A 23,127-nucleotide genomic window follows, 5' to 3' on the forward strand; every position below is an offset into this window, starting at 1 on the left:
GGTTCTGCGTAGACCGGCAGCCTGACCTTTTAAGAGTTCCAGTCTGGCGCGATATTCGCCCGCCTGACAGCGATGAGCCCTTCCCATGCGCGTCGGATTGTTCGTGCCGTGCTACGTCGATGCCTTCGAGCCAGAGGTGGGCATCGCAACGCTCGAACTCCTGGAGCGCCTCGGCCTCGACGTCGTCTATCCCTACGACCAGACCTGCTGCGGTCAGCCGATGACGAATACCGGCTGCCACGCCGAGGCCGCCGCGACCGAAGCGCTCTTCGTGAAGAATTTCTCCGGCTTCGACCACATCGTCGTGCCCTCGGGCAGCTGCGCCCATCAGGTCCGCGCCCATCTCACCGCGATCCCGCAGACGGACGAGGTCCGGCACGTCCGGGCGAACACCTACGAACTCGTCGAGTTCCTGCACGACGTGCTCAAGGTCGAGGCGTTTCCCTGGGCCGCGTTCCCCCACAGGGTGAGCTACCACTCGAACTGCAATGCGCTGCGCGGCATCGGCCACGCCCGTCCGAGCGAGATCAACGCGCCCTTCTTCTCGAAGCCGCTGGATCTCCTCGCCAAGGTGAAGGGGTTGGAGGTCGTCGAGATCGCGCGGCCGGACGAGTGCTGCGGCTTCGGCGGCACCTTCTCGGTGTTCGAGCCCGCCGTGTCGGCCAAGATGGGCTACGACAAGGTGAGCGACCATGCCCGGGCCGGCGCGGAATACGTGGTCTCGGCAGATTCCTCCTGCATGATGCACCAGAAGGGCTGCGCCGAGCGCCTCGGCGTGCCGCTTAAGTTCATCCACATCGCCCAGGTCCTGAACGGAGCTGCCGCATGAGCGAGCCAGACGATCTCCGCGTCCACGACGGCGCGAGCCAGCGCGGCGGCCTGATCCATCCGGACGTGCGACAGCCCACCGACGAGAGCGAGCGCGGCCAGGATGGCGGCCGCCTCCAGCACGCGGAAGCCGCCTCCCAGCCGATCAGCGCCGCCCCGAAGGCCGCCCGCACCCGCGAGCCGCAGCCCCGCGGGGCCAAGGTCAAGGGCAACCGGCCGATCGATCAGGCCGAGGCCGCCGAGCGCTTCATCGCGGCGCCCCTGCACCTGAAGGCCCACGACGAGCGTCTGTGGGACCTGCGCAAGAAGCGCGACACCGTCGCCCACGGCATCCCCGAATGGGAGGCGCTGCGCGAGCTCGCCTCGCAGATCAAGGCGCACACCCTCTCGAACCTCGACCGCTACCTCGAGGAGTTCGAGGCCAACGCCAAGGCCAACGGCGTCCACGTCCATTGGGCGGCGGACGGGGCGGAGCACAACCGCATCGTCCACGCCATCCTGAAGGATCACGGCGCCCGGACGCTGATCAAGTCGAAGTCGATGCTCACCGAGGAGTGCGGCTTCCGCCATTACATGGCAGCCCAGGGCATCGAGATCATCGAGACCGATCTCGGCGAGCGCATCCAGCAGCTCGACAACGAGGATCCGAGCCACGTCGTCTGCCCGGCGGTCCACAAGACGCGCCTCGACGTCGCCGAGGTCTTCGCCCGAACGCTGGGCACCGACCCCGAGAACGACGACATCCACTACCTCGCCGAGAGCCAGCGCGAGACGACGCGCCCGCACATCCTCACGGCCGATGCCGGCATGACGGGCTGCAACTTCGCCATCGCCGAGACCGGCACGGTGGTAACCTGCACCAACGAGGGCAACGCTGATCTCTCCGGCAACGTGCCGAAGCTGCAGATCCACTCGATCGGCATCGAGAAGCTGATCCCGCGGATCGAGCATCTCGGCGTGTTCATCCGACTCCTCTCGCGCTCGGCGCTGGGCTCGCCGATCACCCAGTACACCTCGCATTTCCGCGGGCCCCGCAAGGGCACCGAGATGCACATGGTGCTGGTCGACAACGGCCGCTCGGCCCGGCTCGGCATGGAGGAGTTCTGGACCTCGCTGAAATGCATCCGCTGCGGGGCCTGCATGAACACCTGCCCGGTCTACCGGCGCTCGGGCGGCCTCTCCTACGGGGCGACCTATTCGGGACCGATCGGGCTCATCATCGACCCGACCTTCAACAAGCGGAAATACTCGACGTTGCCCTTCTCCTCGACGATGAACGGCTCCTGCACCAATGTCTGCCCGGTCAAGATCAACATCCACGAGCAGATCTTCGCCTGGCGAAAGGTTCTGGCCGAGGAGCACGAGATCCCACTGGTCAAGAAGGGCATGATGAAGGCCGCGGGCCAGGTACTGAGCCGTCCGGCCGCCTACAGGGCCGCGATCGGCGCGGCGGATTCGGCGCTCCGCGTGCTGCCCCGCTTCGCCGTCTACAACCCGGTCAACACCTGGGGGAAGGGCCGCGAGATGCCCCACACCCCGCGCCAGAGCTTCCACGCCTGGTACCGGCAGAATCGCATGAAGACGGACAAGTCGGGAGGCGAGGCGTGAGTTCGCGCGAGGCCATCCTCGGAGCGATCCGGCAGAACCGCCCAGCCGGCAGCTACGCCCTGCCGCCCCTGCCGGATTTTGAGCCCCTCGTGGGCCCGGATCTCGTCGCCGAGTTCGCGGACCGCCTGAAGCGCATGGGCGGTCGCGTCGCCGAGGCCGTGCCCGGCGGCGATCCGCTGGCGCCGGTGCGCGAGCGCCTCGCGACGGCCAAGGTCGTGGCCTCGGCAGTGCCCGAGGTGGCCGGAAACCGGGATCTCGCGCAGGTGGCGAACCCGGGCGACCTCGCCGACGTCGACGTCGCGGTGGTTCGTGCGGTTTTCGGCGTCGCGGAGACCGGCTCCGTTCTGTTCACACAGGACGAATTGCGCGTGAACGCGGTGGCCTATCTCGCGCAGCACCTGATCGTGCTGCTCGATCTCCGGGACATCCTGATCAACATCCAGGCGGCCTATCGCCGGCCCGACTTCGCGCGCGCCGCCTACGCGGTGCTCCACACCGGCCCCTCGGCCACTGCCGACATCGAGGGCGTGCTGATCCACGGTGCGCAGGGCGTACGCTCGCTCACCGTGGTGCTGATGCCGCGGGGCTGAGCGAGCGCCGCCTCCTGGGGGAGCGGAGACCCGCGCGAGCTCGAGAGGCGGCGACGCCCGTGCCCGCAGGCGCGGACCTTGCACCGCGCCCTGCCCATCCCCGACAAGGAGCCGCCGGTGCGATACACCCTGGGCTGCAGCCTCTCCTACGAGATCCTCTCGGACACGCTGTTCATCTTCAATCTCGAAGTCGCACGCCTGAAGAGCCTCCGGATCATCAGCGAAAGCCTCGTCCTCTCGCCGGATCCGGCGCGGCGGACCTACGTCGCGCCGGACGTCCGGAATCGCTATCTCGGCGTCAACGTGCCGGCCGGCGCCTTCTCGCTCGAATACGCCGCTGAGGTCGATCTCACCGTCACTCGGGCCGATCCGGAGACGATCGGCGAGACGCCGGTGGCCGAACTGCCTCTCGACATCCTGCCCTTCTTGCTGCCGAGCCGGTTCGTCTCGTCCGACCGGCTGACGCCGTTCGCCCAGGCCGAGTTCGGCGATCTGCCCCAGGGGCACCGCCGGGTGAACGCGATCTGCAACTGGATCCATGATCACATCGCCTACGTGCGGGGCGCCAGCGACGAGGAGACCACCGCCGACGAGACCCTGCTCGCCCGCGCGGGCGTCTGCCGGGATTTCGCGCATCTCGGCACTGCCTTCTGCCGGGCTCTCGGCATCCCGGCCCGCTTCGTCTCCTGCTACGCCTACGGCCTCGTGCCGTGCGACTTCCACGCCGTCTTCGAGGCCTATCTCGACGGGCGCTGGTGGCTGTTCGACGCGACGCGGCAAGCCAATCTCGACGGCCTCGTGCGCATCGGCGTCGGCCGGGATGCCGCCGAGATCGCCTTCTCGACACCCTACGGCGCCATGAAGCCGACCGGCATGGAGATCCGCATCGACCGCGCGGACGGGCAGGCGGAAACCGGTCCGCGCACGGTCGACGCGATCTCGACGGAGGAGCCCGCCCCGCACGCGGGCGCGGCCTGACGGGATCACAGGATCGCGGGACCCTTTGACATCGGCGTCCGGGCACGCATCCTCGACGATGGGCGCTCGACCCGAGGAGATTGCGCGCAATGGCCTATCGCCACGTCGTCGGGCAGCGGACCTGGGCCTTCGCCGATCTCGCGAGCCTGATGGCCAAGGCGACGCCTCCGCGCTCGGGCGACCGCCTTGCCGGCATCGCCGCAGAATCGGCCGAGGAATGCGTGGCCGCCCGCTGGTGCCTCGCCGAGGTGCCGCTCTCGGAAATCCTCGCCCGCCCGCTGATCGCTTACGAGCAGGACGACGTCACCCGGCTCATCCTCGATACCCACGACGCACAGGCGTTCTCCGAGATCGGGCATCTCACCGTCGGCGATTTCCGCGAGTTCCTGCTCGCCGCCCCACCCGAGACGCTGACGCGCATCGCACCTTCGATCACGCCGGAGATCGCGGCGGCCGTCTCGAAGATCATGCGCAACCAGGATCTGATCCTGGTCGCCCGCAAGGCCCGCGTCGTCACCCGCTTCCGCAACACGATCGGCCTGCCCGGCACGCTCGCCGTCCGGCTGCAGCCGAACCACCCGACCGACGATCCGGCCGGCATCACTGCCTCGATCCTCGACGGGCTCAGCCTCGGCTGCGGCGACGCCGTGATCGGCATCAACCCGGCCTCGGATTCGCTGCACGCGCTGGGCAAGCTCCTGCACCTCCTCGACGACGTGATCCGCCGCCTCGACATCCCGACGCAAGGGTGCGTGCTCACCCACGTCACAACGACGATCGAGGCGATGAACCGGGGCTGGCCGGTCGACCTCCCGTTCCAGTCGATCGCGGGCACGCAAGCCGCCAATGCGAGCTTCGGCGTCTCCCTTGCGATGCTGAGGGAGGCGCGGGAGGCGGCGATCGCGCTGAAGCGCGGCACGCTCGGGCAGAACGTGATGTACTTCGAGACCGGGCAGGGCTCGGCCCTGTCGGCGGACGCCCATCATGGCATCGACCAGCAGACCCTGGAGGCCCGCGCCTATGCGGTCGCCCGCGCCTACGAGCCGCTCCTCGTCAACACCGTGGTGGGCTTCATCGGGCCCGAATACCTCTACGACGGCAAGGAGATCATCCGGGCCGGCCTGGAGGACCATTTCTGCGGCAAGCTGATGGGCGTGCCGCTCGGCGTCGACGTCTGCTACACGAACCACGCCGAGGCCGACCAGGACGACATGGACACGCTCCTGACCCTGCTCGGGGCGGCCGGCTGCACCTACATCATGGGGGTGCCCGGCGCCGACGACGTGATGCTGAACTACCAATCCACCTCCTTTCACGATGCCCTCTACCTGCGCGAGGTGCTGGGGCTTCGACGCGCGCCCGAATTCGAGGCTTGGCTCGCTCGGATCGGGCTCGCGGACGCGGACGGAGCGCTGCTGCCCGGCGACGGAGGGCCGCGCCTCATCGCGGCGGCACCGGGCCTCGCCGCATGAGCGGGGCGGACGATGTCTGGAGCCGCCTCTCGGCCCTCACGCCCGCGCGGATCGGTCTCGGCCGGGCCGGCAACGGCCTGCCGACGCGGGAGGTTCTGCGCTTCGGCCTCGCCCACGCCCAGGCCCGGGACGCCGTCCATACGCCGATGGATTCCGACGCCGTCGCGGGCGCGATCGCGGCGCTCGGGCTCGATTGCCTCAGGGTCGCCTCCCGAGCGCCCGACCGCGCCACCTACCTGCGCAGGCCGGATTACGGCCGGCGCCTGTCGGAGGAGGGGGCGACGGCTCTGGCCAGCGTCGCGGCGGCGCAGGCAGATCTCGCCCTCGTCGTGGCGGACGGCCTCTCGGCGCGCGCCGTGCACGAGAACGCCGCCCGCCTGATCGGCGCCTTCCTCGCCCACGCGGAGAAGGCGGGCTGGCGCCTCGCGCCGGTGATCGTTGCGGAACAGGCCCGGGTGGCGCTCGGCGACGCGATCGGCGCCGCTCTGCGGACGCGCGCGGTCGCGGTGCTGATCGGCGAGCGCCCCGGCCTGTCCTCCCCGGACAGCCTCGGGATCTACCTGACCTTCGACCCGCGGCCCGGACGCTCGGATGCGGAGCGCAACTGCATCTCGAACGTGCGCGCCGCGGGGCTCACGCACGCGGAGGCCGCGTTCCGGCTGAGCTGGCTCCTCCGCCAAGCACTCGTCCGCGGCCTGACCGGCGTGAGCCTGAAGGACGAGAGCGACCGGGCGCTGGAAACGGGTGAGACATCGGAATTGCCGCCCGGCGAAGCGCGCTGACGCCGCTCGGCGCATCGCGGCGAACGGCGCCGGGCCGGCTTCCTGACCCGACGGCGGAAGAGAGCCCGCACCGTAAAGTTCGCGGCCCGCGAGCCGCTGATGGAGGTCTGGGCCTCCGCCGCGAAGCGTGGCTGTGGCGGGGTCGCAACACCGTAAAACCATCCCGAGTTTGCCCCGAGACACGCCCTCATCCGCCGCGATCCCGCCATAAACCGAGACCACCTCAGGATCGGCGGTAAAGGGCAGTTCCCACAACGATTTACCGTCTCGTTCCGAGTTCTTTCCGAGAGCGCAGACAGCCTTCCGTCGCGCCTCGTTTCGAGGCGGTGCGAGAGGCCGTGTCGAGCGTTGTTCGGCAGAGGGTGCGGGATCGGGATTCCAAGTCGCGGGATACGGGTTATGGACGCGCGTTTGAACGACAAGTCGAAACTGCCGAGCCGCCACGTCACGGAGGGGCCCGAGCGGGCGCCGCACCGCTCCTACCTCTACGCGATGGGCCTGACCCGCGAGCAGATCCACCAGCCCCTCGTCGGCGTCGCCTCCTGCTGGAACGAGGCCGCCCCCTGCAACATCTCGCTGATGCGCCAGGCCCAGGCGGTGAAGAAGGGCGTAGCGGCCGCGAACGGGACCCCGCGCGAGTTCTGCACCATCACGGTCACCGACGGCATCGCCATGGGCCATGGCGGCATGAAAGCGTCGCTACCCTCCCGCGAAGTCATCGCCGATTCCGTCGAACTCACCATCCGCGGCCATTCCTACGATGCCCTCGTGGGCCTCGCCGGCTGCGACAAATCCCTGCCCGGCATGATGATGGCGATGGTGCGGCTCAACGTTCCGTCGATCTTCATCTACGGCGGCTCGATCCTGCCGGGCACCTTCCGCGGCAAGCCCGTCACCGTGCAGGACCTGTTCGAGGCGGTCGGCAAGCACGCCGTCGGCGACATGAGCCTCGAGGACCTCGACGAGCTGGAGCAGGTAGCCTGCCCCTCGGCCGGGGCCTGCGGTGCCCAGTTCACCGCCAACACCATGGCGACCGTCTCCGAGGCGATCGGGCTCGCGCTGCCCTACTCGGCGGGCGCGCCGGCGCCTTACGAGATCCGCGACAAGTTCTGCGCCGCCGCCGGCGAGAAGGTGATGGAGCTGATCGCCAAGAACATCCGCCCGCGTGACATCGTCACCCGCAAGGCCCTGGAGAACGCCGCGACCGTGGTTGCGGCCTCTGGCGGCTCGACGAACGCCGCGCTGCACCTGCCGGCCATCGCGCACGAGTGCGGCATCGAGTTCTCGCTGTTCGACGTGGCCGAGATCTTCCGGCGCACGCCCTACATCGCGGACCTGAAGCCTGGCGGCCGTTACGTGGCCAAGGACCTGTTCGAGGTCGGCGGCATCCCGCTCCTGATGAAGACCCTGCTCGACCACGGCTTCATGCACGGCGACTGCCTGACCGTGACCGGCCGGACCATGGCCGAGAACATGGAGAAGGTCGGCTGGAACGCGGACCAGGACGTCGTCCGCCCGGCCAATGCTCCGATCACTCCGACCGGCGGCGTCGTCGGCCTCAAGGGCAACCTCGCCCCCGAGGGTGCGATCGTGAAGGTCGCGGGCATGCCCCTCGACAAGCAGGTCTTCACCGGGCCCGCCCGCGTCTTCGACAACGAGGAGGCCTGTTTCGAGGCCGTGCAGACCCGCGCCTACCAGCCCGGCGACGTCCTCGTGATCCGCTACGAGGGCCCGAAGGGAGGGCCCGGCATGCGCGAGATGCTCTCGACCACGGCCGCGCTCTACGGACAGGGCATGGGCGACAAGGTCGCGCTCATCACCGACGGGCGGTTCTCGGGCGCGACCCGCGGCTTCTGCGTCGGCCATGTCGGCCCCGAAGCCGCCATCGGCGGCCCGATCGGCCTCCTCAGGGACGGCGACGTCATCACCCTCGACGCCATCAACGGCACCCTCGAGGTGGCGCTCACCGACGCGGAACTCGCCGAGCGCCGCAAGGCCTGGGCACCGCGCGGCAACGCGGCGACCTCAGGCTATCTCTGGAAATACGCGCAGACCGTCGGACCGGCGGTCAACGGCGCCGTCACCCATCCGGGCGGCGCCAAGGAGACGCAGACCTATGCGGACATCTAGGACTGACCTTTGCCGGCCGCATCCGCGGCCGGCCGGGGCCGATCCGGATCGGCCGGTCGCCTCGCGCGCGCGCGCGCGACGGTTCGCGCGCGGGTTGTTCGGGGGCGGGCTGTCGGCTGCCGTCCCGCTGGCGGGCCTGCTGTTCATCCTCGCGCTGCCGGGAACGGCGCCCGTCGAGGCCCTCGACGCCGCGATCCGGACGCCGGTGGCGGAGAAGAGCTATCGCTCGGCCAAGGACGCCCTGCGCACCGGCATGCGCGAGTACAATGCCGGCGACAAGGAGGGCGCCGCCCGCGCCCTCGAATACGCCGCCGGCCAGGGGCACGCGCTGGCCCTGTGGAAGCTCGGGCGCATGTACGCGGATGGGGACGGCGTGCCCCACGACGATCTCAAGGCGTTCGAGTACTTCTCGCGCATCGCCGACGACAGCAGCGACGACGGGCCGGACGCGCCGAATTCGGGCGTGGTCGCGAGCGCCTTCACGGCCTTGGGGAGCTATTTCCTCGACGGGATCAAGGGCACCTACGTGCGCGCGAACCCGGAGCGGGCCTACGACATGTTCAACTACGCGGCCTCCTATTTCGGAGACCCGAACGCGCAGTACAACCTCGCCCGGCTATACCTCGAAGGCACCGGCGTCGAGGCCGATGCGCGCCAGGCCGCCCGCTGGTTCAACCTCGCGGCCGAGAAGGGCCACCGGCCGGCGCAGGCGCTCCTTGGCGACCTCCTCGTCAACGGCCTGGGCGGCGTACCGGTGCAGCGGCCGCGCGGCCTGATGTGGCTCTCGCTCGCCCGCCAGGGTGCGGAGGGGCGCAAGGACGACTGGATCGTCGCCCTCTACGAGAAGAACTGGGCGGCGGCCAACGAGGATGACCGCGCCCTGGCCCAGAGCGAGGTGCAGACCTCGGGAATAGGACGGCGCCGCCGCTGAGCGGCGCCGGCTCTCACCCGTTCGCGAGTTCCACCGTCACGGGCACGTGGTCCGAGGGCTTGTCGAGGCCCCGCAGGTGCTTCTGCACGGAGGCCGAGACCAGCCGGTCCGCGCCCTGCGGCGAGAGCAGCAGGTGGTCGATGCGGATGCCGAAATTCCGCGGCCAGGCGCCCGCCTGATAGTCCCAGAACGTGTAGATCCCGTCGCGGGGGTCGCAGGCGCGCAGGGCGTCGGTCAGTCCCTCGGCGAGCAGGGTCCGGAAGGCGGCGCGGGACTGGGGCAGGAACAGGGCGTCGCTCGCCCAGGCTGAGGGGTCCGCCGCGTCCTCGGGATCGGGAATGACGTTGTAGTCGCCCGCGAGGACGAGGGCCGTCTCCGCCTCCATCAGACCGCGGGCATGGCGGCGCAGCCGCTCCAGGAAGGCGAGCTTGTAGGGGTATTTCGGGCTTGCCACCGGGTTGCCGTTCGGCAGGTAGATCGAGGCCACCCGGACGGGCGCGACGTCCTCGCCCGTGACGAGCCCCTCGATGTAGCGGGCCTGCTCGTCCTCGGGGTCGCCGGGCAGACCGCGGCGCACGTCGCTCAGCGTGAAGGGGGCCCGCACCAGAAGCGCGACGCCGTTATAGGCCTTCTGCCCGTGCGCCTCGACCGCGTAGCCGGCCGCCTCGATCTCGGCGCGGGGGAAGGCATCGTCCTGGCACTTCAGTTCCTGCAGGCAGACGACGTCGGGCTTCGCCTCGTCGAGGAAGCCGAGGAGATGGCCGACCCGCTGCTTGATCGAATTGACGTTCCAGGTGGTGATCCGCATGGAATCCGTTCCCGAGGAGGCGCGACCGTCATCGGGCCTTCGCGCCGGCCTGACAAGTCGGGCTACCGAGATCGGGACGGGACGGGGGGCGGATGGCGGGCGAATGGTTCGAGCCGGTCCGGGCCTATTGCGAGCGCACGGATCCGGGATTCTGGGCGGAGCCGCTGAACGCCGCGACGAACGCCGCGTTCCTGATCGCGGCGGCGCTGGCGGGCTGGCGGGCGGTCCACGGATTCGGGAGCGGACACGCGGCGCGGGCCCCGGTCTTCGACCCGGCCGCGCTCGCCCTCTCGCTGCTCGCCGCCTGCGTCGGGGTCGGATCGTTCCTGTTCCACACCGTGGCGCTGCGCTGGTCGATGCTCGCGGACGTGATCCCGATCGCGCTGTTCATCTACGCTTACTTCCTCCTCGCCATGCGCCGCTTCCTCGGCCTCGGCGTAGCTCAGGCGACCACCGCGACGCTCTGCTTCGCGGGCGCGAGCTTCGCCCTCGAGCCGACCTTGAGCCTCATCGCCGAGCGCGACCTCGGCACGGCGACGAACGGCTCGATCGACTACGTGCCGGCCCTCCTCGCCCTCATCGGCGTCGGCGGCGCGCTCCTCGCCTCCGCCCGCGGCACCGCGCGCCGCGAGGCGGGGCGGCGGATCCTCGCGGTGGCGGCCCTCTTCCTCGTCTCGCTCGCCTTCCGCACCGCCGACCGGGCGGCCTGCCCGGGCCTACCGACGGGCACTCATTTCCTCTGGCATCTCCTCAACGCCTGCGTGCTCTACGCGCTGATCCTGGCCGCGCTGCATGTCCGCGCGGCGGGGCCTTCCGCGAAGTGACGGCGCGGCGCGGCCCGTTCCTTGCGCCCCTCCGGAAATCGTTGCAGAAGAGCCCGCCGCGCGCGGGCCGGCGAGGCCGGATCTCGTGCCCGAGCCGCGGATCGAGCCGTCGACGGGCCCGCGATGCGAACCGCGTGGGATAGGCCGGGGAACAGATCATGACACAGAGCTTCCGCCTCGGCGTCGCCGGTCTCGGCACCGTCGGCGCCGCCGTCGTCCGCATGATCGCCCGCCGGGCGGAGGCTCTCGCCGCCGCCACCGGACGCGAGATCCGCGTCACCGCCGTCTCCTCGCGCGACCGCACTCGCGACCGTGGCCTCGACATGGCGGGCGTGACCTGGTTCGACGATCCCGTGGCGCTCGCGGGCTCCGGCGAGGTGGATTGCGTCGTCGAACTGATCGGGGGCTCCGAGGGCGCGGCGAAGGCGGTCGTCGAGGCGGCGATCGCGGCCGGCAAGCACGTCGTCACGGCGAACAAGGCGCTGCTCGCCCGCCACGGCGCGGCGCTCGCCAAGGCCGCCGAGGAACGCGGCGTCGCGCTGGCCTTCGAGGCGTCGGCCGCGGGCGGCATCCCCGTCGTCAAGGCGCTGCGCGAGGGATTGCCCGGCAACGCGGTCTCGCGCGTCTACGGAATCCTCAACGGCACCTGCAACTATATCCTGACCCGGATGGAACTCGAGGGGCTGACCTTCGAGGATTGCCTCAAGGACGCCCAGGCGCTCGGCTACGCCGAGGCCGATCCGACCTTCGATATCGAGGGCTTCGACACGGCCCACAAGCTCGCGATCCTGACGAGCCTCGCCTTCGGCACCGAGATCGACGCGGACGGCGTCTCGGTCGAGGGCATCTCGGCCATCCAGCCCCTCGACCTGACCATGGCCAAGGAACTCGGCTACCGAATCAAGCTGCTCGGCGTCGCGCAGCTCTCGGACGGCGGGGTCGAGCAGCGCGTGCACCCGACCATGGTGCCGAAATCCTCCTCCATCGCGCAGGTGATGGGCGTGACGAACGCAGTGACGATCGACGCCGACGCGGTGGGCGAGCTGACCCTGATCGGTCCCGGCGCCGGCGGCGAGGCGACCGCCTCGGCGGTGGTCGCCGACATCGCGGACGTGGCCGCCCGCATCGTGCGCCCGACCTTCGGTCGCCCGACGACGCGCCTGCGTCCCGCCTCCCGGGTCGAGATGCAGCGCCACGAGGGCGGCTACTACATCCGCCTGACCGTGCACGACCGCCCCGGCGTCGCGGCGGGCGTCGCCACTCGCATGGCCGAGCGGGATATCTCGCTCGAGAGCATCCTGCAGCGCCGCACCGAGAGCGCGGCCTCGCAGGACCCGCGCGGGCGCTCGGGCCGCCCGGTGCCGCTCGTGCTGATCACCTACGCGGCGACCGAGGGCACGATCCGCGCGGCACTCGAAGCCATCGCCGCGGACGGGCTCCTCGCCGAGGCGCCGCAACTCATCCGGATTGAGCGCGAGTGAGCGCGCGACTGCGCGCGAGCCCGCAGGTCGAGTGAGGATATTCTTACACGGAACGACTCCGCGGCGAGGAAACGCGCTACAACACGGCAACAGGCGCACCGGGCAGGAGTCTCGGGAAGCGCCAGGCCGACAAAGCGGCCGCACGTGGGCGAGGAAGGCATGACCGAAGCGAACCCGGAGGCGGCGCAGGGCGGCGTCGTACGCACGCTCACCCTCGAACTCGCCCGCGTGACCGAGCGCGCGGCCATCGCTGCCGCCCGCCTGCGCGGCCAGGGCAACGAGAAGGAGGCCGACCAAGCCGCCGTCGACGCCATGCGCCGCGAGCTGAACCTGCTCCCCGTGGACGGGACCGTGGTGATCGGCGAGGGTGAGCGCGATGAGGCGCCGATGCTCTACATCGGCGAGCGCATCGGCCGGGGCGGGGGCGCGGAGGTCGACCTCGCCGTCGATCCGCTGGAGGGCACCACGCTCTGCGCCAAGGACATGCCGGGCGCCATCTCCGTGATGGCGATGGCCGAGCGCGGCTCGCTGCTCGCCGCGCCAGACGTCTACATGCAGAAGATCGCGATCGGCCCCGGCTACCCGCCCGGTCTCGTCGACCTCGACGCGAGCCCGGCCGACAACATCGCGGCTCTGGCCAGGGCCAAGGGCGTTCATCCCTCGCAGATCACCGCGATCATCCTCGACCGGCCGCGCCACATGAACCTCGTCAGCGCCGTGCGGGCGACGGGGGCGGGCATCCGCCTGATCTCGGACGGCGACATCGCCGGCATCATCTTCACGACAAGCCCCGAGGAGACGGGCGTCGACATCTATCTCGGCACCGGCGCGGCTCCCGAGGGGGTGATTGCGGCGGGGGCGCTGCGCTGCATCGGCGGCCAGATGCAGGGCCGGCTCATCCTCGACAGCGCAGACAAGCGCGAGCGGGCCGCGCGCATGGGCATCGCGGACCCGAACCGGAAGTACGAACTCACCGACCTCGCCCGCGGCGACGTGATCGTGGCGGCAACCGGCGTCACCGACGGGGCGCTCCTCAAGGGCGTGCGCTTCAAGCCCGGCGTGATCGAGACCGAGACGGTCGTCTACCGCTCGTCGACCGGAACCGTCCGCCGCATCCTGGGCGAGCACCGAGCCCAGCGCTTCGAGGGGTAGGACGCGCCGGCGTCGCGAAGGTCCGGGCGTCCACGAAAAGGGGCGGGCGCCTCTCGGCACCCGCCCCGAACATCCGATCCGGCTCGGCCGATCAGTTGAACAGCGAGCTGACCCCGCCCTGCACACGGCCGAGGCCCTGCTTGGCGATGGCGTTGCCCGGCTCGATCTGAGCGGCGCGCTGGTAGCTCTCCGCCGCCTCCTTCTTGCGGTTCGACTTCTCGTAGGCGAGGCCGCGATAGGCCCAGGAGGTGGCGTCCTTGTTGTTCACGTTGAGCGCCGCGTTGTAGTCCTCGATCGCCTTGTCGTACTGGTTCGTGGCGATCAGGCTCTGGCCGCGGGCGGCGTAGGGCGCGCTCACGAAGGGGTTCCGGTCGATCGCCGCGTCGAAATCGGCGATAGCCTGCTGGTTCTGACCCTGCTTCTGCCGGACGAGGCCGCGGGCATGGTAGGCCTCGGCCGATTCCGGCAGCATCCGGATCGCCATGTTGAGGTCGTTGAGGGCGCCGTCGAGGTCGCCCTGCGCCCGCAGAACGTTGGCACGGCCGATATAGGCGGGGCCGTAATTCGGATCGGCCGAGATCGCCTTGGAGAAATCCTGCAGGGCCGCGTCGTTGCGGCCGGTCTGGCGGTAGGCCAGCGCCCGGTTGTTGAAGGCCGAAGCCGAGTTCGGATCGATCTGAACCGCCTTGGTGAAGTCGGTGATCGCCTCGCCGAACTGGCCGGCGCGGGCATAGGCCGCGCCGCGGGTGTTGTAGGCCGAAGCGTCGTTCGGGTTGCGCTGGATCACCTCGGACAGGGAGGCGATGTTGACGTTCGTCGCGCCCGTCGCGTCCGTCTCCAGCACCGCGTATTGCTTCGGGCCGGCGGCACTGCCGACCGTCTCGCAACCGGCCAGCGCCGCGGCAGCCAGCGCCACGGCTGCAACCAGCCCGGCCTTCCGTCCCGCCAAGCTCAATGACGTCATCGCCCCGCTCTCCTTGAGCCCCCGCGCCACCCGCGCGTCAGGCCCTCGTCCATCCGCTCCGTGCCGGCACGCCCGCGGCGTCCGGCTCGCCCCCGGTCTCGTCCTGCGGGCGAAAGGCCGGGGCACTCTCCCCGATCGCGGTGAACGCCCGCTTAAGGTCGAGGAATGTTTCCGCTGAAGCGGCTGGATGTGGCGAAGGTATGGCCCCCTCGGGCAGCCCCGGGAAATCGCGCTCCGCCAGCCGCATGCGGCGGGACGGTGTGGCGGGAAGGACCCAGATTGCGGGCTGATCGGGCCCGCCGCCTGGTTCAGGGAATCAGGCGCGTGACGTGTCCCATCTTGCGGCCGGGTCGCGCCTCGCCCTTGCCGTAGAGGTGCAGGTGGGCGCCCGGCCGGGCGAGGAGTTCGGCCCAGCCGTCGGCCTCCGCGCCGATCAGGTTGTGCATCTCGACCGCCATGCCGCCCGTGCGCGCGGCGTCCCCGAGGGGCCAGCCGCAGACGGCGCGCACGTGCTGGGCGAATTGGGAGGTCAGCGCCCCCTCTATTGTCCAGTGCCCGGAATTGTGGACCCGCGGCGCGATCTCGTTGACGACGACCCGCTCGGATCCGCCCTCCCGCACCAGGAACATCTCGACCGCGAGGACGCCGACATAGTCGAGCGCCTCGGCGATGCGCCGCGCGATGTCGATCGCGCTCCGGGCCGTCTCCGGGGCGATGCCGGCCGCGGGCACGCGGGTGACCGCCAGGATGTGGTCGCGGTGCTCGTTCTCGCAGAGGTCGAAGGCGGCGAAGGACCCGTCCGCCGAGCGGGCGGCCACGACGGAGACCTCGCGCTCGAATCGCACGAAGCCTTCGAGGATCAGCGGCGCGCCGCCGAACTCCGCCATGATCGCCGAGCGGTCGACGGGGCCTTCCGCCCGGATCATGCGCTGGCCCTTGCCGTCGTAGCCGAAGCGGCGGGTCTTCAGCACCGCCGGGCGGCCGATGGCGGCGATGGCGCGGTCGAGGTCGTCGCCGCTGTCGACGGCGCGGAACGGCGCGGTCGGGATGCCGAGGTCGTTGATGAAGGTCTTCTCGGCGAGGCGATCCTGCGTGGTCGCCAGCGCGTGCGCGCTCGGGTGTAGCGGCGCGCCGGCGGCCAGGATCTCCGCGGTCTCGCGCGGGATGTTCTCGAACTCATAGGTGACGACGTCGACGCTTCCCACGAAGGCTCTCAGCGCGGCCGCGTCGTCATAGGCTGCGATCGTCGTCTGCGCGGCGACGTCGAAGGCGGGGCTGTCCGCGTCGGGGGCGAAGACGTGCACCTTCAGGCCGTAATTCGCCGCCGCGAGCGCGATCATGCGGCCGAGCTGGCCGCCCCCGACGATGCCGAGGGTGGAACCGGGTGTCAGGATACGCGCGATCACGGGCTGGTCTCTGTCTCCGGCCGCTCCGCCACGGCCTCGCTCTGCGCCTGCCGCCACGCCTCGAGGCGCTCGGCGAGCCCTTCGTCCGTCAGTGCCAGCACCGCGGCCGCGAGCAGGGCGGCGTTCACCGCGCCGGCCCTGCCGATCGCCAGCGTTCCGACCGGGATGCCGGCCGGCATCTGCACGATCGAGAGCAGGCTGTCCTGGCCTGAGAGCGCCTTCGATTCCACCGGCACGCCGAAGACTGGCAGGCTCGTGAGCGCCGCCGTCATGCCGGGCAGATGGGCGGCCCCGCCCGCCCCCGCGATCACCACCTTGTGGCCGGCAGCCCGGGCACCCTTGGCGAAGGCGTAGAGCCGGTCCGGCGTGCGATGGGCCGAGACGATGCGCGTCTCGTGAGGAACGCCGAGGGCGTCGAGGGTTTCGGCCGCGTGCCGCATGGTCGCCCAGTCGGACTGGCTCCCCATGATGATCGCGACCGGGCGCGCTGCCGCCATCGTCTCCCATCCGTGCTGCGAGAGGGCGCCGCGGGCCCGCTGGCGGGCCTTCAGGCGCGATCCCGCCGAATACAGGCGCGCCGCCGGCCCGGCAAGCGCGGGGCGGCGATCGGCACGGGACAGCGTTCAGGCGATGATGTCGGGGGTGATCTGATCTTCGAGGTAGGAGATCCGGTCGCGCAGCGTCAGCTTGCGCTTCTTCAGCCGCTGGATCTGGAGCTGGTCGCCGGCGACGTTCCGCTCCAGCGCGTCGATCGCGCTGTCGAGGTCGCGGTGCTCCTCCTTGAGCCGCGCCAGCTCGCCAGCGAGATCGACCTGCCCATCCTCGACCAACTCAACCGCCATCGTCGCTTGCAATTCCCGGGATGCGCTCGCCGCGAGACCATGCGTCACGGCCGCGCTTGCGGCAAGGGGTGCCGCAGGGCCTCTCCTCAGGAGCCTCGATCAGCCTCTCAAGTCCGGCGCGAGGACGCAAGATTTCGTGAGGCATGCGGGCCCGAATCGCTTCGACAGCCGGCTCATCCTGTGTCAGTCTACCCGAGTCGGAACGATGACAGGAGATACGACTCATGTCGCTGCAGACGCATCTGAGCCAGCTCACCCGGAAGCATGAAGCCCTCGAGCGTGAGATTCAGGAAGCGATCCTCAGTCCCTCCGAGGACGATCTGCACATTGCCGAACTCAAGCGACGCAAGCTCCACCTCAAGGACGAGATCAACCGCCTTCAGGCCACCTCAGACGAAACGGTGCACTGACCGTCCTGCCCCAGATTTCCCGTTCTGAGTTCGTAGCCGCCGCGCTGGGCCGACAGCGCGGCGGTTTTGTTTGAGCCGTCCGCACCGACAGGGCGGCCGGCTCTGCTACAATCCGGAGCCTGTCAGCCCGGCGAGCGGCCGCGAGCGGACGCCCGAGGACATCCCATGAGCGCCACGCCCGTCCCGCCGGCCCTCCCCGGACGCTACGCGGAGGTCTACGCCGACTCGCTCGCCGATCCCGAGACCTTCTGGCTCGCCGCCGCCCGCGCCGTCGACTGGGAGACCGCGCCTAGCCGGGCCTTCGACGCCGAGGCCGGCAGCTACGGCCGCTGGTTCCCGGACGCGCGCCTCAACGCCTGCCACAACGCGATCGACCGCCACGTCGCGGCGGGGCGCGGCGGGCAGGCCGCCATCATCCACGATTCCCCCGTCACCGGCACGAAGCGGCGGATCACCTACGCCGAGTTGCAAGAGGAGGTCGCGACGCTCGCCGCCGTGCTCTCGGACCTCGGGGTCGGCAAGGGGGACCGCGTCGTCCTCTACATGCCGATGGTGCCCGAGGCCCTTGTCGGCATGTTCGCCTGCGCTCGCCTCGGGGCGGTGCACTCGGTGGTGTTCGGCGGCTTCGCCGCGAACGAGCTCGCCGTGCGGATCGAGGACGCGAGCCCGAAGGTGGTGCTCGCCGCCTCCTGCGGCGTCGAGCCGAGCCGGGTCGTCGCCTACAAGCCGCTTCTCGACGCCGCGATCGAGGCTTCGGAGCACAAACCCGATTCCTGCCTGATCCTGCAGCGCCCGCAATGCGAGGCCAGCCTCGTCGCCGGCCGGGACCGGGACTGGGCGGAGACGGTGCAGGCCGCCAGGGCCGCGGGCCGGCGGGCGGAGTGCGTCACGGTGGCGGCGACCGACCCGCTCTACATCCTCTATACGTCCGGCACGACGGGGAAGCCCAAGGGCGTGGTGCGCGACACGGGCGGCTATCTCGTGGCTCTCGCGTGGTCGATGGCCAACCTCTACGACGTGGCCCCCGGCGAGGTCTATTTCTGCGCCTCCGACATCGGCTGGGTCGTCGGCCATTCCTACATCGTCTACGCGCCCCTCGTGCACGGCTGCACCACCGTCCTCTACGAGGGCAAGCCGGTCGGCACGCCGGATGCCGGCGCCTTCTGGCGCGTCGCCTCCGAGCACGGCGTCGCCTGCCTCTTCACGGCACCGACGGCTCTGCGCGCCATCAAGAAAGAGGATCCGCGCGGCGAGCGCGTCGCGGGCTACGACCTTTCGCGCTTCCGCACCCTGTTCCTCGCGGGCGAGCGGGCGGACCCGGATTCCGTCGCCTGGGCCGAACGCACGCTCGAACGCCCCGTGATCGACCATTGGTGGCAGACGGAGACGGGCTGGGCCATCTCCGGCAACCCGGTCGGCCTCGGCCAGCTTCCGGTCAAGCACGGCAGCGCCTGCGTGCCGATGCCGGGCTACGACGTGCGGGTGCTCGACGAGGGCGGACGGCCGCTCGGCCCCGACATCATGGGCACGATCGCGATCCGCCTCCCGCTGCCGCCCGGCTGCCTGCCGACGCTGTGGGGCTCCGAGGAGCGCATGCGCCGCAGCTACCTCACCACCTTCCCCGGCTACTACGACACCTCCGATGCGGGGATCCGCGACGCGGACGGCTACGTCACGGTGCTCGGGCGAACCGACGACATCATCAACGTGGCCGGCCACCGGCTCTCGACCGGCGGCATGGAGGCGGTGCTGGCCTCCCACCCGGATGTGGCCGAATGCGCCGTCATCGGCATCCGCGACGCGCTCAAGGGCGAGGCGCCCTGCGGCTTCGTGGTGCTGAAGGCGCAGGTGGAGCGCGACCCGGCCGAGATCGAGCGCGAGCTGGTCGCGCTGGTGCGCAAACGCATCGGTCCCGTGGCGGCCTTCAAGCTGGCGCTCACCGTCCCGCGGCTGCCGAAGACCCGCTCCGGCAAGATCCTGCGCGGCACCATGAAGCGCATCGCCGACCACGAGCCCTGGACCATGCCGCCGACGATCGACGATGCCGGCGCCCTCGACGAGATCGGCGAGAGCCTGCGGGCGCGAGGGATCGGCACCTGACCGGAGGCTGGTCAACCGGGCCGGCCGCGCCACATCGCCTCCACTCTGCTCCGGAGACCCGCATGACCGCGCGCCTGTTCGAACCCCTGCAGCTCGACGAGCTGACGCTCGAGAACCGCATCCTGATCGCGCCGATGTGCCAGTACTCGGCACGGGCCGGCGAGGCCTCGGACTGGCACATGATGCATCTCGGTCACCTTGCCATGTCGGGCGCGGGCCTGCTGACCCTCGAGGCGACCGCCGTCTCGCCCGAGGCCCGCATCACCGACTGGGACCTCGGCCTCTACGACGACGCCACCGAGCGGGCCCTGGCCCGCGTCCTCGGCGCTGTGCGGGAATACGCCCCGATCCCCGTCTGCATCCAGATCGCCCATGCCGGCCGCAAGGCGTCGAGCGAGGCGCCCTGGATGGGAGGCGCGCAAATCCCGCCCGAATCGCCGCACGGCTGGCGCACGGTGGCGCCCTCGGCGATCCCGCACGGCGACGGCGAGGTGGCCCCGCACGCCCTCGACGCTACCGACATGCGCCGCATCCTGTGCGAGTTCGTGTCCACCACCCGCAGGGCCATGCGTCTCGGGATCGACGCGGTCGAACTGCACGGGGCGCACGGCTACCTGCTGCACCAGTTCCTGTCGCCGCTCTCGAACGAGCGCACGGACCGGTACGGCGGCAGCCTCGCCAATCGGATGCGCTTCCCGCTCGAGGTGTTCGACGCCGTCCGCGAGGTGGTGCCCTCCGGCAAGCCGGTCTGGATGCGCGTCTCGGCCACCGATTGGGTGGAGGAGGGCTGGGATCTCGACGAGACCGTGGAACTCGCCCAGGCCCTGAAGGAGCGGGGCGCGGCGGCGATCCACGTCTCGACCGGCGGCCTCTCGACCCGGCAGGCGATCCGCCTCGGGCCGGGCTACCAAGTGCCCCACGCGGAACGGATCAAGGCGGCGACGGGGCTGACCACGATCGCGGTCGGGCTCATCACCGCTCCGTCCCAGGCCGAGGCGATCCTGCGGGAGGGCCGCGCGGACGCGATCTCGCTCGCCCGCGCCATGCTCTACGATCCGCGCTGGCCCTGGCACGCGGCGGCCGAACTCGGCGCACAGGTGCGGGCCCCGAAGCAGTACTGGCGCTCGCAGCCCCGCGAATTCAAGGACCTGTTCAAGAGCACGAAGTTCGGACAGCGCTGACGCGAGGGCGCACCTCCCACCTCTCCTGTTCGGGAGCGGTCGAGTGCGCGGGACGCGGACCGGGTGAGGCGTGCGACCTACCCGGAGAGACCTATCCCTCTCACCGCAACCCTCTCCCGAACGGGCGAGGGCGCGCGCCGCGCCTCCCTCGAACCGGTGCGGGCGCGAGCATCGCTCGCGTCACACCACCCGCAGCGGCTTCTCCAGAACGGACAGGACCCGCGCGAGGTCGGTGCCGCGCTTCATCACGCGTCCGCTCGCGGCGACGACGGCATAGGTACCCTGGCGGCGGGCGAGCTTCGGATCCTTCTCGATCCGGTAGAGCGGCATCTCGGAGGTGCGGCGGTAGATCGAGAACACCGCCTTGTCGCGGCGAAAATCGAGGGCGTAGTCGCGCCACTCGCCGTCCGCGACCATGCGTCCGTACAGGTTGAACAGGATGCGCAGCTCGTCGCGGTTGAACGCGATCTGAGGGGCGGTCGAGGGGGCGGGGAAGGGGACCACGTGGGCGGTGGTGGCGGCTGCAATGTCGTTCGGTCGGGGCTCGGCGCTCGTCCGCTCGCTCATCGTCGCTCCGTTCTCGGGCCGGTTCGGTTAGCCGGATGATGGGCCGCCGCGTTGCGGCCCGCAAGGGCGAGCGAACGTTGCCGCGAAGCCACGCACGGGAAACAAAGCGTCACGTTTTCGCCGCCTTCGCGCCTTTCGTGAGCCTTGTTGCACGCGCACAACGCCGATCGAACCTCGCCGGACCGTGCCCGGCGCGACGCCCGAAACCCGAGCTCCCCAGCCCTCGGTCGTCGCTCCCGGATCCCACGCCCGGCACTCCAGAGGTTTCGAGACCCAAGGACTTCAGGCCGCCCCCCGGCGGCCTTTTTTCTGCGCGCCATTCCGGAACTACGCTATGAGGGCGATCGCGGGCGACCGCGGCGCAGACCTGTGGCTGGAAAGACGTGCCCGCCTTCGACGAAACCTTCCGCGAGACGCTGGCCGACCTGTTCGCGTGGCGGCGCGACGTGCGCCGCTTCCGGAGCGAGCCCGTCCCGGAGGCGGACCTGCGCGCCTGCCTCGACCTCGCGCGGCTCAGCCCCTCCGTCGGCAACAGTCAGCCCTGGCGCTTCGTGCGCGTCGCCGATCCGGGCCGCCGCGCGGCGGTGGTCGCGAGCTTCGAGGCCTGCAATGCCGCCGCCGCCGAGACCTACGCGGACGAGCGGGCCGCGCTCTACCGGCGCCTCAAGCTCGCGGGGTTGAGAGAGGCGCCGGTCCACCTCGCCGTCCTCTGCGACGACGCCACCGGGACCGGCCACGGGCTCGGGCGGGCGACGATGCCCGAGATGCTGCGCTACTCCGTGGTCGGCGCCGTGCAGGGCTTCTGGCTCGCGGCGCGGGCATTCGGGCTCGGGGTCGGCTGGGTTTCGATCCTCGATCCCTGCCACGTCAGCCGCTGCCTCGACGTGCCGGCCTCCTGGCACCTCGTCGCCTATCTCTGCGTCGGCTATCCGATCGAGGAGCATCTCGACCCCGAACTCGTCCGGTCGGGCTGGCAGGGGCGGGACGACGATGCCGGCCGCCTGATCGAGCGCTGAGGCGGCATCCCTAAGGGAATATTTCCCCGGAACGCGGCCTTTCGCGCATCGCGGACACCGGGCTTTCACCGCGCGAATCGATACGCGTTCACAAGCGGAGCAAAAGAGCAAGCTACAACCGGAACGGAAGGATCGGGCACCGAATTATGGTCCTGCGTATGGTCACGCTTGCAAGGACGTAAGGCGATGTTCGGGAAGTCGGTATGGCGTGCGGCCGCGTTCGGCACGCTCGTGGCGGCAGCGATGGGGGCGGGCACGGCGATGCCGGCGCAGGCGCGCGAGGTGATCCCGTTCGGGGACCCGATGGTCGCGCCGGGCTCCGTCGTGATCAGCATCTCGCAGCGCCGGCTCTATCTCGTGAACGGGGACGGCACGGCGATCCGCTATCCCGTCGCGGTCGGCAGGCCGGGCAAGCAGTGGCTCGGCGCCACGCAGATCGACGGCAAGTACGTCGCGCCCGCGTGGTCGCCCCCGGCCGAGGTGAAGCGCGACAACCCGCGCCTGCCGAACCTCATCGCCGGCGGCTCGCCGCGCAACCCGATGGGCGCGGCCGCGATGACGCTGGCGGGCGGCCAGTACGCCATCCACGGCACCAACCGGCCGAGTTCGGTCGGCACCTTCGCCTCCTACGGCTGCGTGCGGATGTACAATCAGGACGTGGTCGATCTCTACGACCGCGTGACCGTCGGCACGCAGGTCTACATGACCCGCTGAGCCGAGGCGCCGGAGCGCGGCTCAGCCTGCGGGCGGGGCCGTCGCCTCGACGGCGGTGAAGGGTTCGAGGATCCGGTAGGTGTGTTCCGTACCCGCCGGCACGACCCAGGAATCGCCGGCCTCCAGGCTGACCGTCTCGCCCTTCAGGACGAGTTCGGCACGGCCCGATACGACGAAGCCGACGGTCTCGTAGGGGCGGCTCGCCGCGGGTTTGTCGTCGGTCGGCGGCTCGTCGCGCCACATCCGCATGGACAGGCGCTCGCCGCGCGCGAGGCTCACCTCGCCGTGGGCGCCTTCCGGCGCGTTCCGGCTCGAAACCTTGGTCGCCATCGCGTCCCTCCCG

At 70.6% G+C, this 23,127-nt stretch carries 23 protein-coding genes; 16 read left to right on the top strand and 7 right to left on the bottom strand.

Annotation, left to right across the window (positions count from 1 at the left end; translation table 11 throughout):
- Positions 1-85: 85 nt before the first annotated feature.
- The 8 genes from DK389_RS19850 (at position 86) to DK389_RS19885 (ending at position 9,319) form a co-directional block, all read left to right on the top strand.
- Entirely contained in the window at positions 86-829 is a 744-nt protein-coding gene (locus DK389_RS19850; protein ID WP_109892112.1) for a (Fe-S)-binding protein, read from the top strand.
- Entirely contained in the window at positions 826-2,436 is a 1,611-nt protein-coding gene (locus DK389_RS19855) for a lactate utilization protein B (RefSeq protein ID WP_109892114.1), read from the top strand. The genes DK389_RS19850 and DK389_RS19855 overlap by 4 nt, the downstream gene beginning before the upstream one ends.
- Positions 2,433-3,026 carry a LutC/YkgG family protein gene (locus DK389_RS19860; protein ID WP_109892116.1) on the top strand — a complete coding sequence of 198 codons (594 nt, stop codon included), beginning with the start codon at positions 2,433-2,435 and terminating at the stop codon, positions 3,024-3,026. Before DK389_RS19855 ends, DK389_RS19860 begins: the two co-directional genes overlap by 4 nt.
- Positions 3,027-3,143: 117 nt before the next feature.
- Positions 3,144-4,004, top strand: coding sequence for a transglutaminase-like domain-containing protein (locus tag DK389_RS19865; RefSeq protein ID WP_109896624.1), 861 nt, complete (start codon positions 3,144-3,146; stop codon positions 4,002-4,004).
- A gap of 89 nt (positions 4,005-4,093) precedes the next feature.
- Positions 4,094-5,476, top strand: coding sequence for an ethanolamine ammonia-lyase subunit EutB (locus DK389_RS19870; RefSeq protein ID WP_109892118.1), 1,383 nt, complete (start codon positions 4,094-4,096; stop codon positions 5,474-5,476).
- Entirely contained in the window at positions 5,473-6,258 is a 786-nt protein-coding gene (eutC, locus tag DK389_RS19875; RefSeq protein WP_109892120.1) for an ethanolamine ammonia-lyase subunit EutC, read from the top strand. The genes DK389_RS19870 and eutC overlap by 4 nt, the downstream gene beginning before the upstream one ends.
- Before the next feature lie 399 nt (positions 6,259-6,657).
- Positions 6,658-8,388: a dihydroxy-acid dehydratase gene (gene ilvD, locus DK389_RS19880; RefSeq protein WP_109892122.1), complete on the top strand. Its 1,731-nt coding sequence runs from the start codon at positions 6,658-6,660 to the stop codon at positions 8,386-8,388.
- Positions 8,375-9,319 carry a tetratricopeptide repeat protein gene (locus DK389_RS19885; protein ID WP_109892124.1) on the top strand — a complete coding sequence of 315 codons (945 nt, stop codon included), beginning with the start codon at positions 8,375-8,377 and terminating at the stop codon, positions 9,317-9,319. Before ilvD ends, DK389_RS19885 begins: the two co-directional genes overlap by 14 nt.
- A 13-nt stretch (positions 9,320-9,332) precedes the next feature.
- Here the strand turns inward: DK389_RS19885 and xth are convergent, their stop codons facing one another.
- Positions 9,333-10,127 carry an exodeoxyribonuclease III gene (gene xth, locus DK389_RS19890; RefSeq protein ID WP_109892126.1) on the bottom strand — a complete coding sequence of 265 codons (795 nt, stop codon included), beginning with the start codon at positions 10,125-10,127 and terminating at the stop codon, positions 9,333-9,335.
- 92 nt (positions 10,128-10,219) lie between these two features.
- On the opposite strand from xth, the gene DK389_RS19895 reads away from it, so the two are divergent.
- The 3 genes from DK389_RS19895 to glpX all read left to right on the top strand — a co-directional run bounded on the left by DK389_RS19895 (position 10,220) and on the right by glpX (position 13,584).
- Positions 10,220-10,951: a ceramidase domain-containing protein gene (locus DK389_RS19895; protein WP_109892128.1), complete on the top strand. Its 732-nt coding sequence runs from the start codon at positions 10,220-10,222 to the stop codon at positions 10,949-10,951.
- 158 nt (positions 10,952-11,109) lie between these two features.
- Positions 11,110-12,432, top strand: coding sequence for a homoserine dehydrogenase (locus tag DK389_RS19900; protein ID WP_109892130.1), 1,323 nt, complete (start codon positions 11,110-11,112; stop codon positions 12,430-12,432).
- 159 nt (positions 12,433-12,591) lie between these two features.
- On the top strand, positions 12,592-13,584 hold the full coding sequence (glpX, locus tag DK389_RS19905) for a class II fructose-bisphosphatase (protein WP_109892132.1): 993 nt from the start codon (positions 12,592-12,594) through the stop codon (positions 13,582-13,584).
- Between the two features lie 91 nt (positions 13,585-13,675).
- On the opposite strand, the gene DK389_RS19910 is transcribed toward glpX, so the two are convergent.
- The 4 genes from DK389_RS19910 to DK389_RS19925 all read right to left on the bottom strand — a co-directional run bounded on the left by DK389_RS19910 (position 13,676) and on the right by DK389_RS19925 (position 16,796).
- Positions 13,676-14,548 carry a tetratricopeptide repeat protein gene (locus DK389_RS19910; RefSeq protein WP_109892134.1) on the bottom strand — a complete coding sequence of 291 codons (873 nt, stop codon included), beginning with the start codon at positions 14,546-14,548 and terminating at the stop codon, positions 13,676-13,678.
- 308 nt (positions 14,549-14,856) lie between these two features.
- A complete protein-coding gene (locus DK389_RS19915; protein ID WP_109892136.1) occupies positions 14,857-15,954 on the bottom strand; it encodes a 5-(carboxyamino)imidazole ribonucleotide synthase in 1,098 nt (365 codons plus the stop codon).
- The gene (gene purE, locus DK389_RS19920; RefSeq protein WP_109892138.1) at positions 15,951-16,451 is read right to left on the bottom strand and encodes a 5-(carboxyamino)imidazole ribonucleotide mutase; all 501 of its coding nucleotides are present in this window, start codon (positions 16,449-16,451) and stop codon (positions 15,951-15,953) included. Before purE ends, DK389_RS19915 begins: the two co-directional genes overlap by 4 nt.
- 126 nt (positions 16,452-16,577) lie before the next feature.
- The gene (locus DK389_RS19925; RefSeq protein WP_109892140.1) at positions 16,578-16,796 is read right to left on the bottom strand and encodes a YdcH family protein; all 219 of its coding nucleotides are present in this window, start codon (positions 16,794-16,796) and stop codon (positions 16,578-16,580) included.
- A 224-nt stretch (positions 16,797-17,020) separates the two neighbouring features.
- Between DK389_RS19925 and DK389_RS19930 the strand changes: the two genes are divergently transcribed.
- The 3 genes from DK389_RS19930 (at position 17,021) to DK389_RS19940 (ending at position 20,487) form a co-directional block, all read left to right on the top strand.
- Positions 17,021-17,206 (top strand): YdcH family protein, encoded by a 186-nt coding sequence (locus DK389_RS19930; protein ID WP_109892142.1) that lies wholly within the window; start codon positions 17,021-17,023, stop codon positions 17,204-17,206.
- Between the two features lie 165 nt (positions 17,207-17,371).
- Positions 17,372-19,306 (top strand): propionyl-CoA synthetase, encoded by a 1,935-nt coding sequence (locus tag DK389_RS19935; RefSeq protein ID WP_109892144.1) that lies wholly within the window; start codon positions 17,372-17,374, stop codon positions 19,304-19,306.
- Positions 19,307-19,368: 62 nt separating this feature from the next.
- On the top strand, positions 19,369-20,487 hold the full coding sequence (locus DK389_RS19940) for an NADH:flavin oxidoreductase/NADH oxidase (protein WP_109892146.1): 1,119 nt from the start codon (positions 19,369-19,371) through the stop codon (positions 20,485-20,487).
- Positions 20,488-20,667: 180 nt separating this feature from the next.
- Here the strand turns inward: DK389_RS19940 and DK389_RS19945 are convergent, their stop codons facing one another.
- Positions 20,668-21,054: a DUF2794 domain-containing protein gene (locus DK389_RS19945; RefSeq protein ID WP_109892148.1), complete on the bottom strand. Its 387-nt coding sequence runs from the start codon at positions 21,052-21,054 to the stop codon at positions 20,668-20,670.
- A 383-nt stretch (positions 21,055-21,437) separates the two neighbouring features.
- On the opposite strand from DK389_RS19945, the gene bluB reads away from it, so the two are divergent.
- Both bluB and DK389_RS19955 read left to right on the top strand, forming a co-directional pair.
- On the top strand, positions 21,438-22,070 hold the full coding sequence (gene bluB, locus DK389_RS19950; RefSeq protein ID WP_109892150.1) for a 5,6-dimethylbenzimidazole synthase: 633 nt from the start codon (positions 21,438-21,440) through the stop codon (positions 22,068-22,070).
- Between the two features lie 186 nt (positions 22,071-22,256).
- Entirely contained in the window at positions 22,257-22,784 is a 528-nt protein-coding gene (locus tag DK389_RS19955) for a L,D-transpeptidase (protein ID WP_109892152.1), read from the top strand.
- A 21-nt stretch (positions 22,785-22,805) separates the two neighbouring features.
- Here the strand turns inward: DK389_RS19955 and DK389_RS19960 are convergent, their stop codons facing one another.
- A complete protein-coding gene (locus tag DK389_RS19960) occupies positions 22,806-23,114 on the bottom strand; it encodes a cupin domain-containing protein (protein WP_109896626.1) in 309 nt (102 codons plus the stop codon).
- Between the last annotated feature and the right edge of the window lie 13 nt (positions 23,115-23,127).

The sequence above is a fragment of the Methylobacterium durans genome (genome assembly GCF_003173715.1).
Lineage (GTDB): Bacteria > Pseudomonadota > Alphaproteobacteria > Rhizobiales > Beijerinckiaceae > Methylobacterium > Methylobacterium durans.

Excerpts from the sequence above, each read along its gene's own strand:
- DK389_RS19850 (WP_109892112.1), top strand. The coding sequence starts at position 86 with ATGCGCGTCGGATTGTTCGTGCCGTGCTACGTCGATGCCTTCGAGCCA.
- DK389_RS19855 (WP_109892114.1), top strand. The coding sequence starts at position 826 with ATGAGCGAGCCAGACGATCTCCGCGTCCACGACGGCGCGAGCCAGCGC.
- DK389_RS19870 (WP_109892118.1), top strand. The coding sequence starts at position 4,094 with ATGGCCTATCGCCACGTCGTCGGGCAGCGGACCTGGGCCTTCGCCGAT.
- eutC (WP_109892120.1), top strand. The coding sequence starts at position 5,473 with ATGAGCGGGGCGGACGATGTCTGGAGCCGCCTCTCGGCCCTCACGCCC.
- ilvD (WP_109892122.1), top strand. The coding sequence starts at position 6,658 with ATGGACGCGCGTTTGAACGACAAGTCGAAACTGCCGAGCCGCCACGTC.
- DK389_RS19885 (WP_109892124.1), top strand. The coding sequence starts at position 8,375 with ATGCGGACATCTAGGACTGACCTTTGCCGGCCGCATCCGCGGCCGGCC.
- xth (WP_109892126.1), bottom strand. The coding sequence starts at position 10,127 with ATGCGGATCACCACCTGGAACGTCAATTCGATCAAGCAGCGGGTCGGC.
- DK389_RS19895 (WP_109892128.1), top strand. The coding sequence starts at position 10,220 with ATGGCGGGCGAATGGTTCGAGCCGGTCCGGGCCTATTGCGAGCGCACG.
- DK389_RS19900 (WP_109892130.1), top strand. The coding sequence starts at position 11,110 with ATGACACAGAGCTTCCGCCTCGGCGTCGCCGGTCTCGGCACCGTCGGC.
- glpX (WP_109892132.1), top strand. The coding sequence starts at position 12,592 with ATGACCGAAGCGAACCCGGAGGCGGCGCAGGGCGGCGTCGTACGCACG.
- DK389_RS19910 (WP_109892134.1), bottom strand. The coding sequence starts at position 14,548 with ATGACGTCATTGAGCTTGGCGGGACGGAAGGCCGGGCTGGTTGCAGCC.
- purE (WP_109892138.1), bottom strand. The coding sequence starts at position 16,451 with ATGGCGGCAGCGCGCCCGGTCGCGATCATCATGGGGAGCCAGTCCGAC.
- DK389_RS19925 (WP_109892140.1), bottom strand. The coding sequence starts at position 16,796 with ATGGCGGTTGAGTTGGTCGAGGATGGGCAGGTCGATCTCGCTGGCGAG.
- DK389_RS19930 (WP_109892142.1), top strand. The coding sequence starts at position 17,021 with ATGTCGCTGCAGACGCATCTGAGCCAGCTCACCCGGAAGCATGAAGCC.
- DK389_RS19935 (WP_109892144.1), top strand. The coding sequence starts at position 17,372 with ATGAGCGCCACGCCCGTCCCGCCGGCCCTCCCCGGACGCTACGCGGAG.
- DK389_RS19940 (WP_109892146.1), top strand. The coding sequence starts at position 19,369 with ATGACCGCGCGCCTGTTCGAACCCCTGCAGCTCGACGAGCTGACGCTC.
- DK389_RS19945 (WP_109892148.1), bottom strand. The coding sequence starts at position 21,054 with ATGAGCGAGCGGACGAGCGCCGAGCCCCGACCGAACGACATTGCAGCC.
- DK389_RS19955 (WP_109892152.1), top strand. The coding sequence starts at position 22,257 with ATGTTCGGGAAGTCGGTATGGCGTGCGGCCGCGTTCGGCACGCTCGTG.
- DK389_RS19960 (WP_109896626.1), bottom strand. The coding sequence starts at position 23,114 with ATGGCGACCAAGGTTTCGAGCCGGAACGCGCCGGAAGGCGCCCACGGC.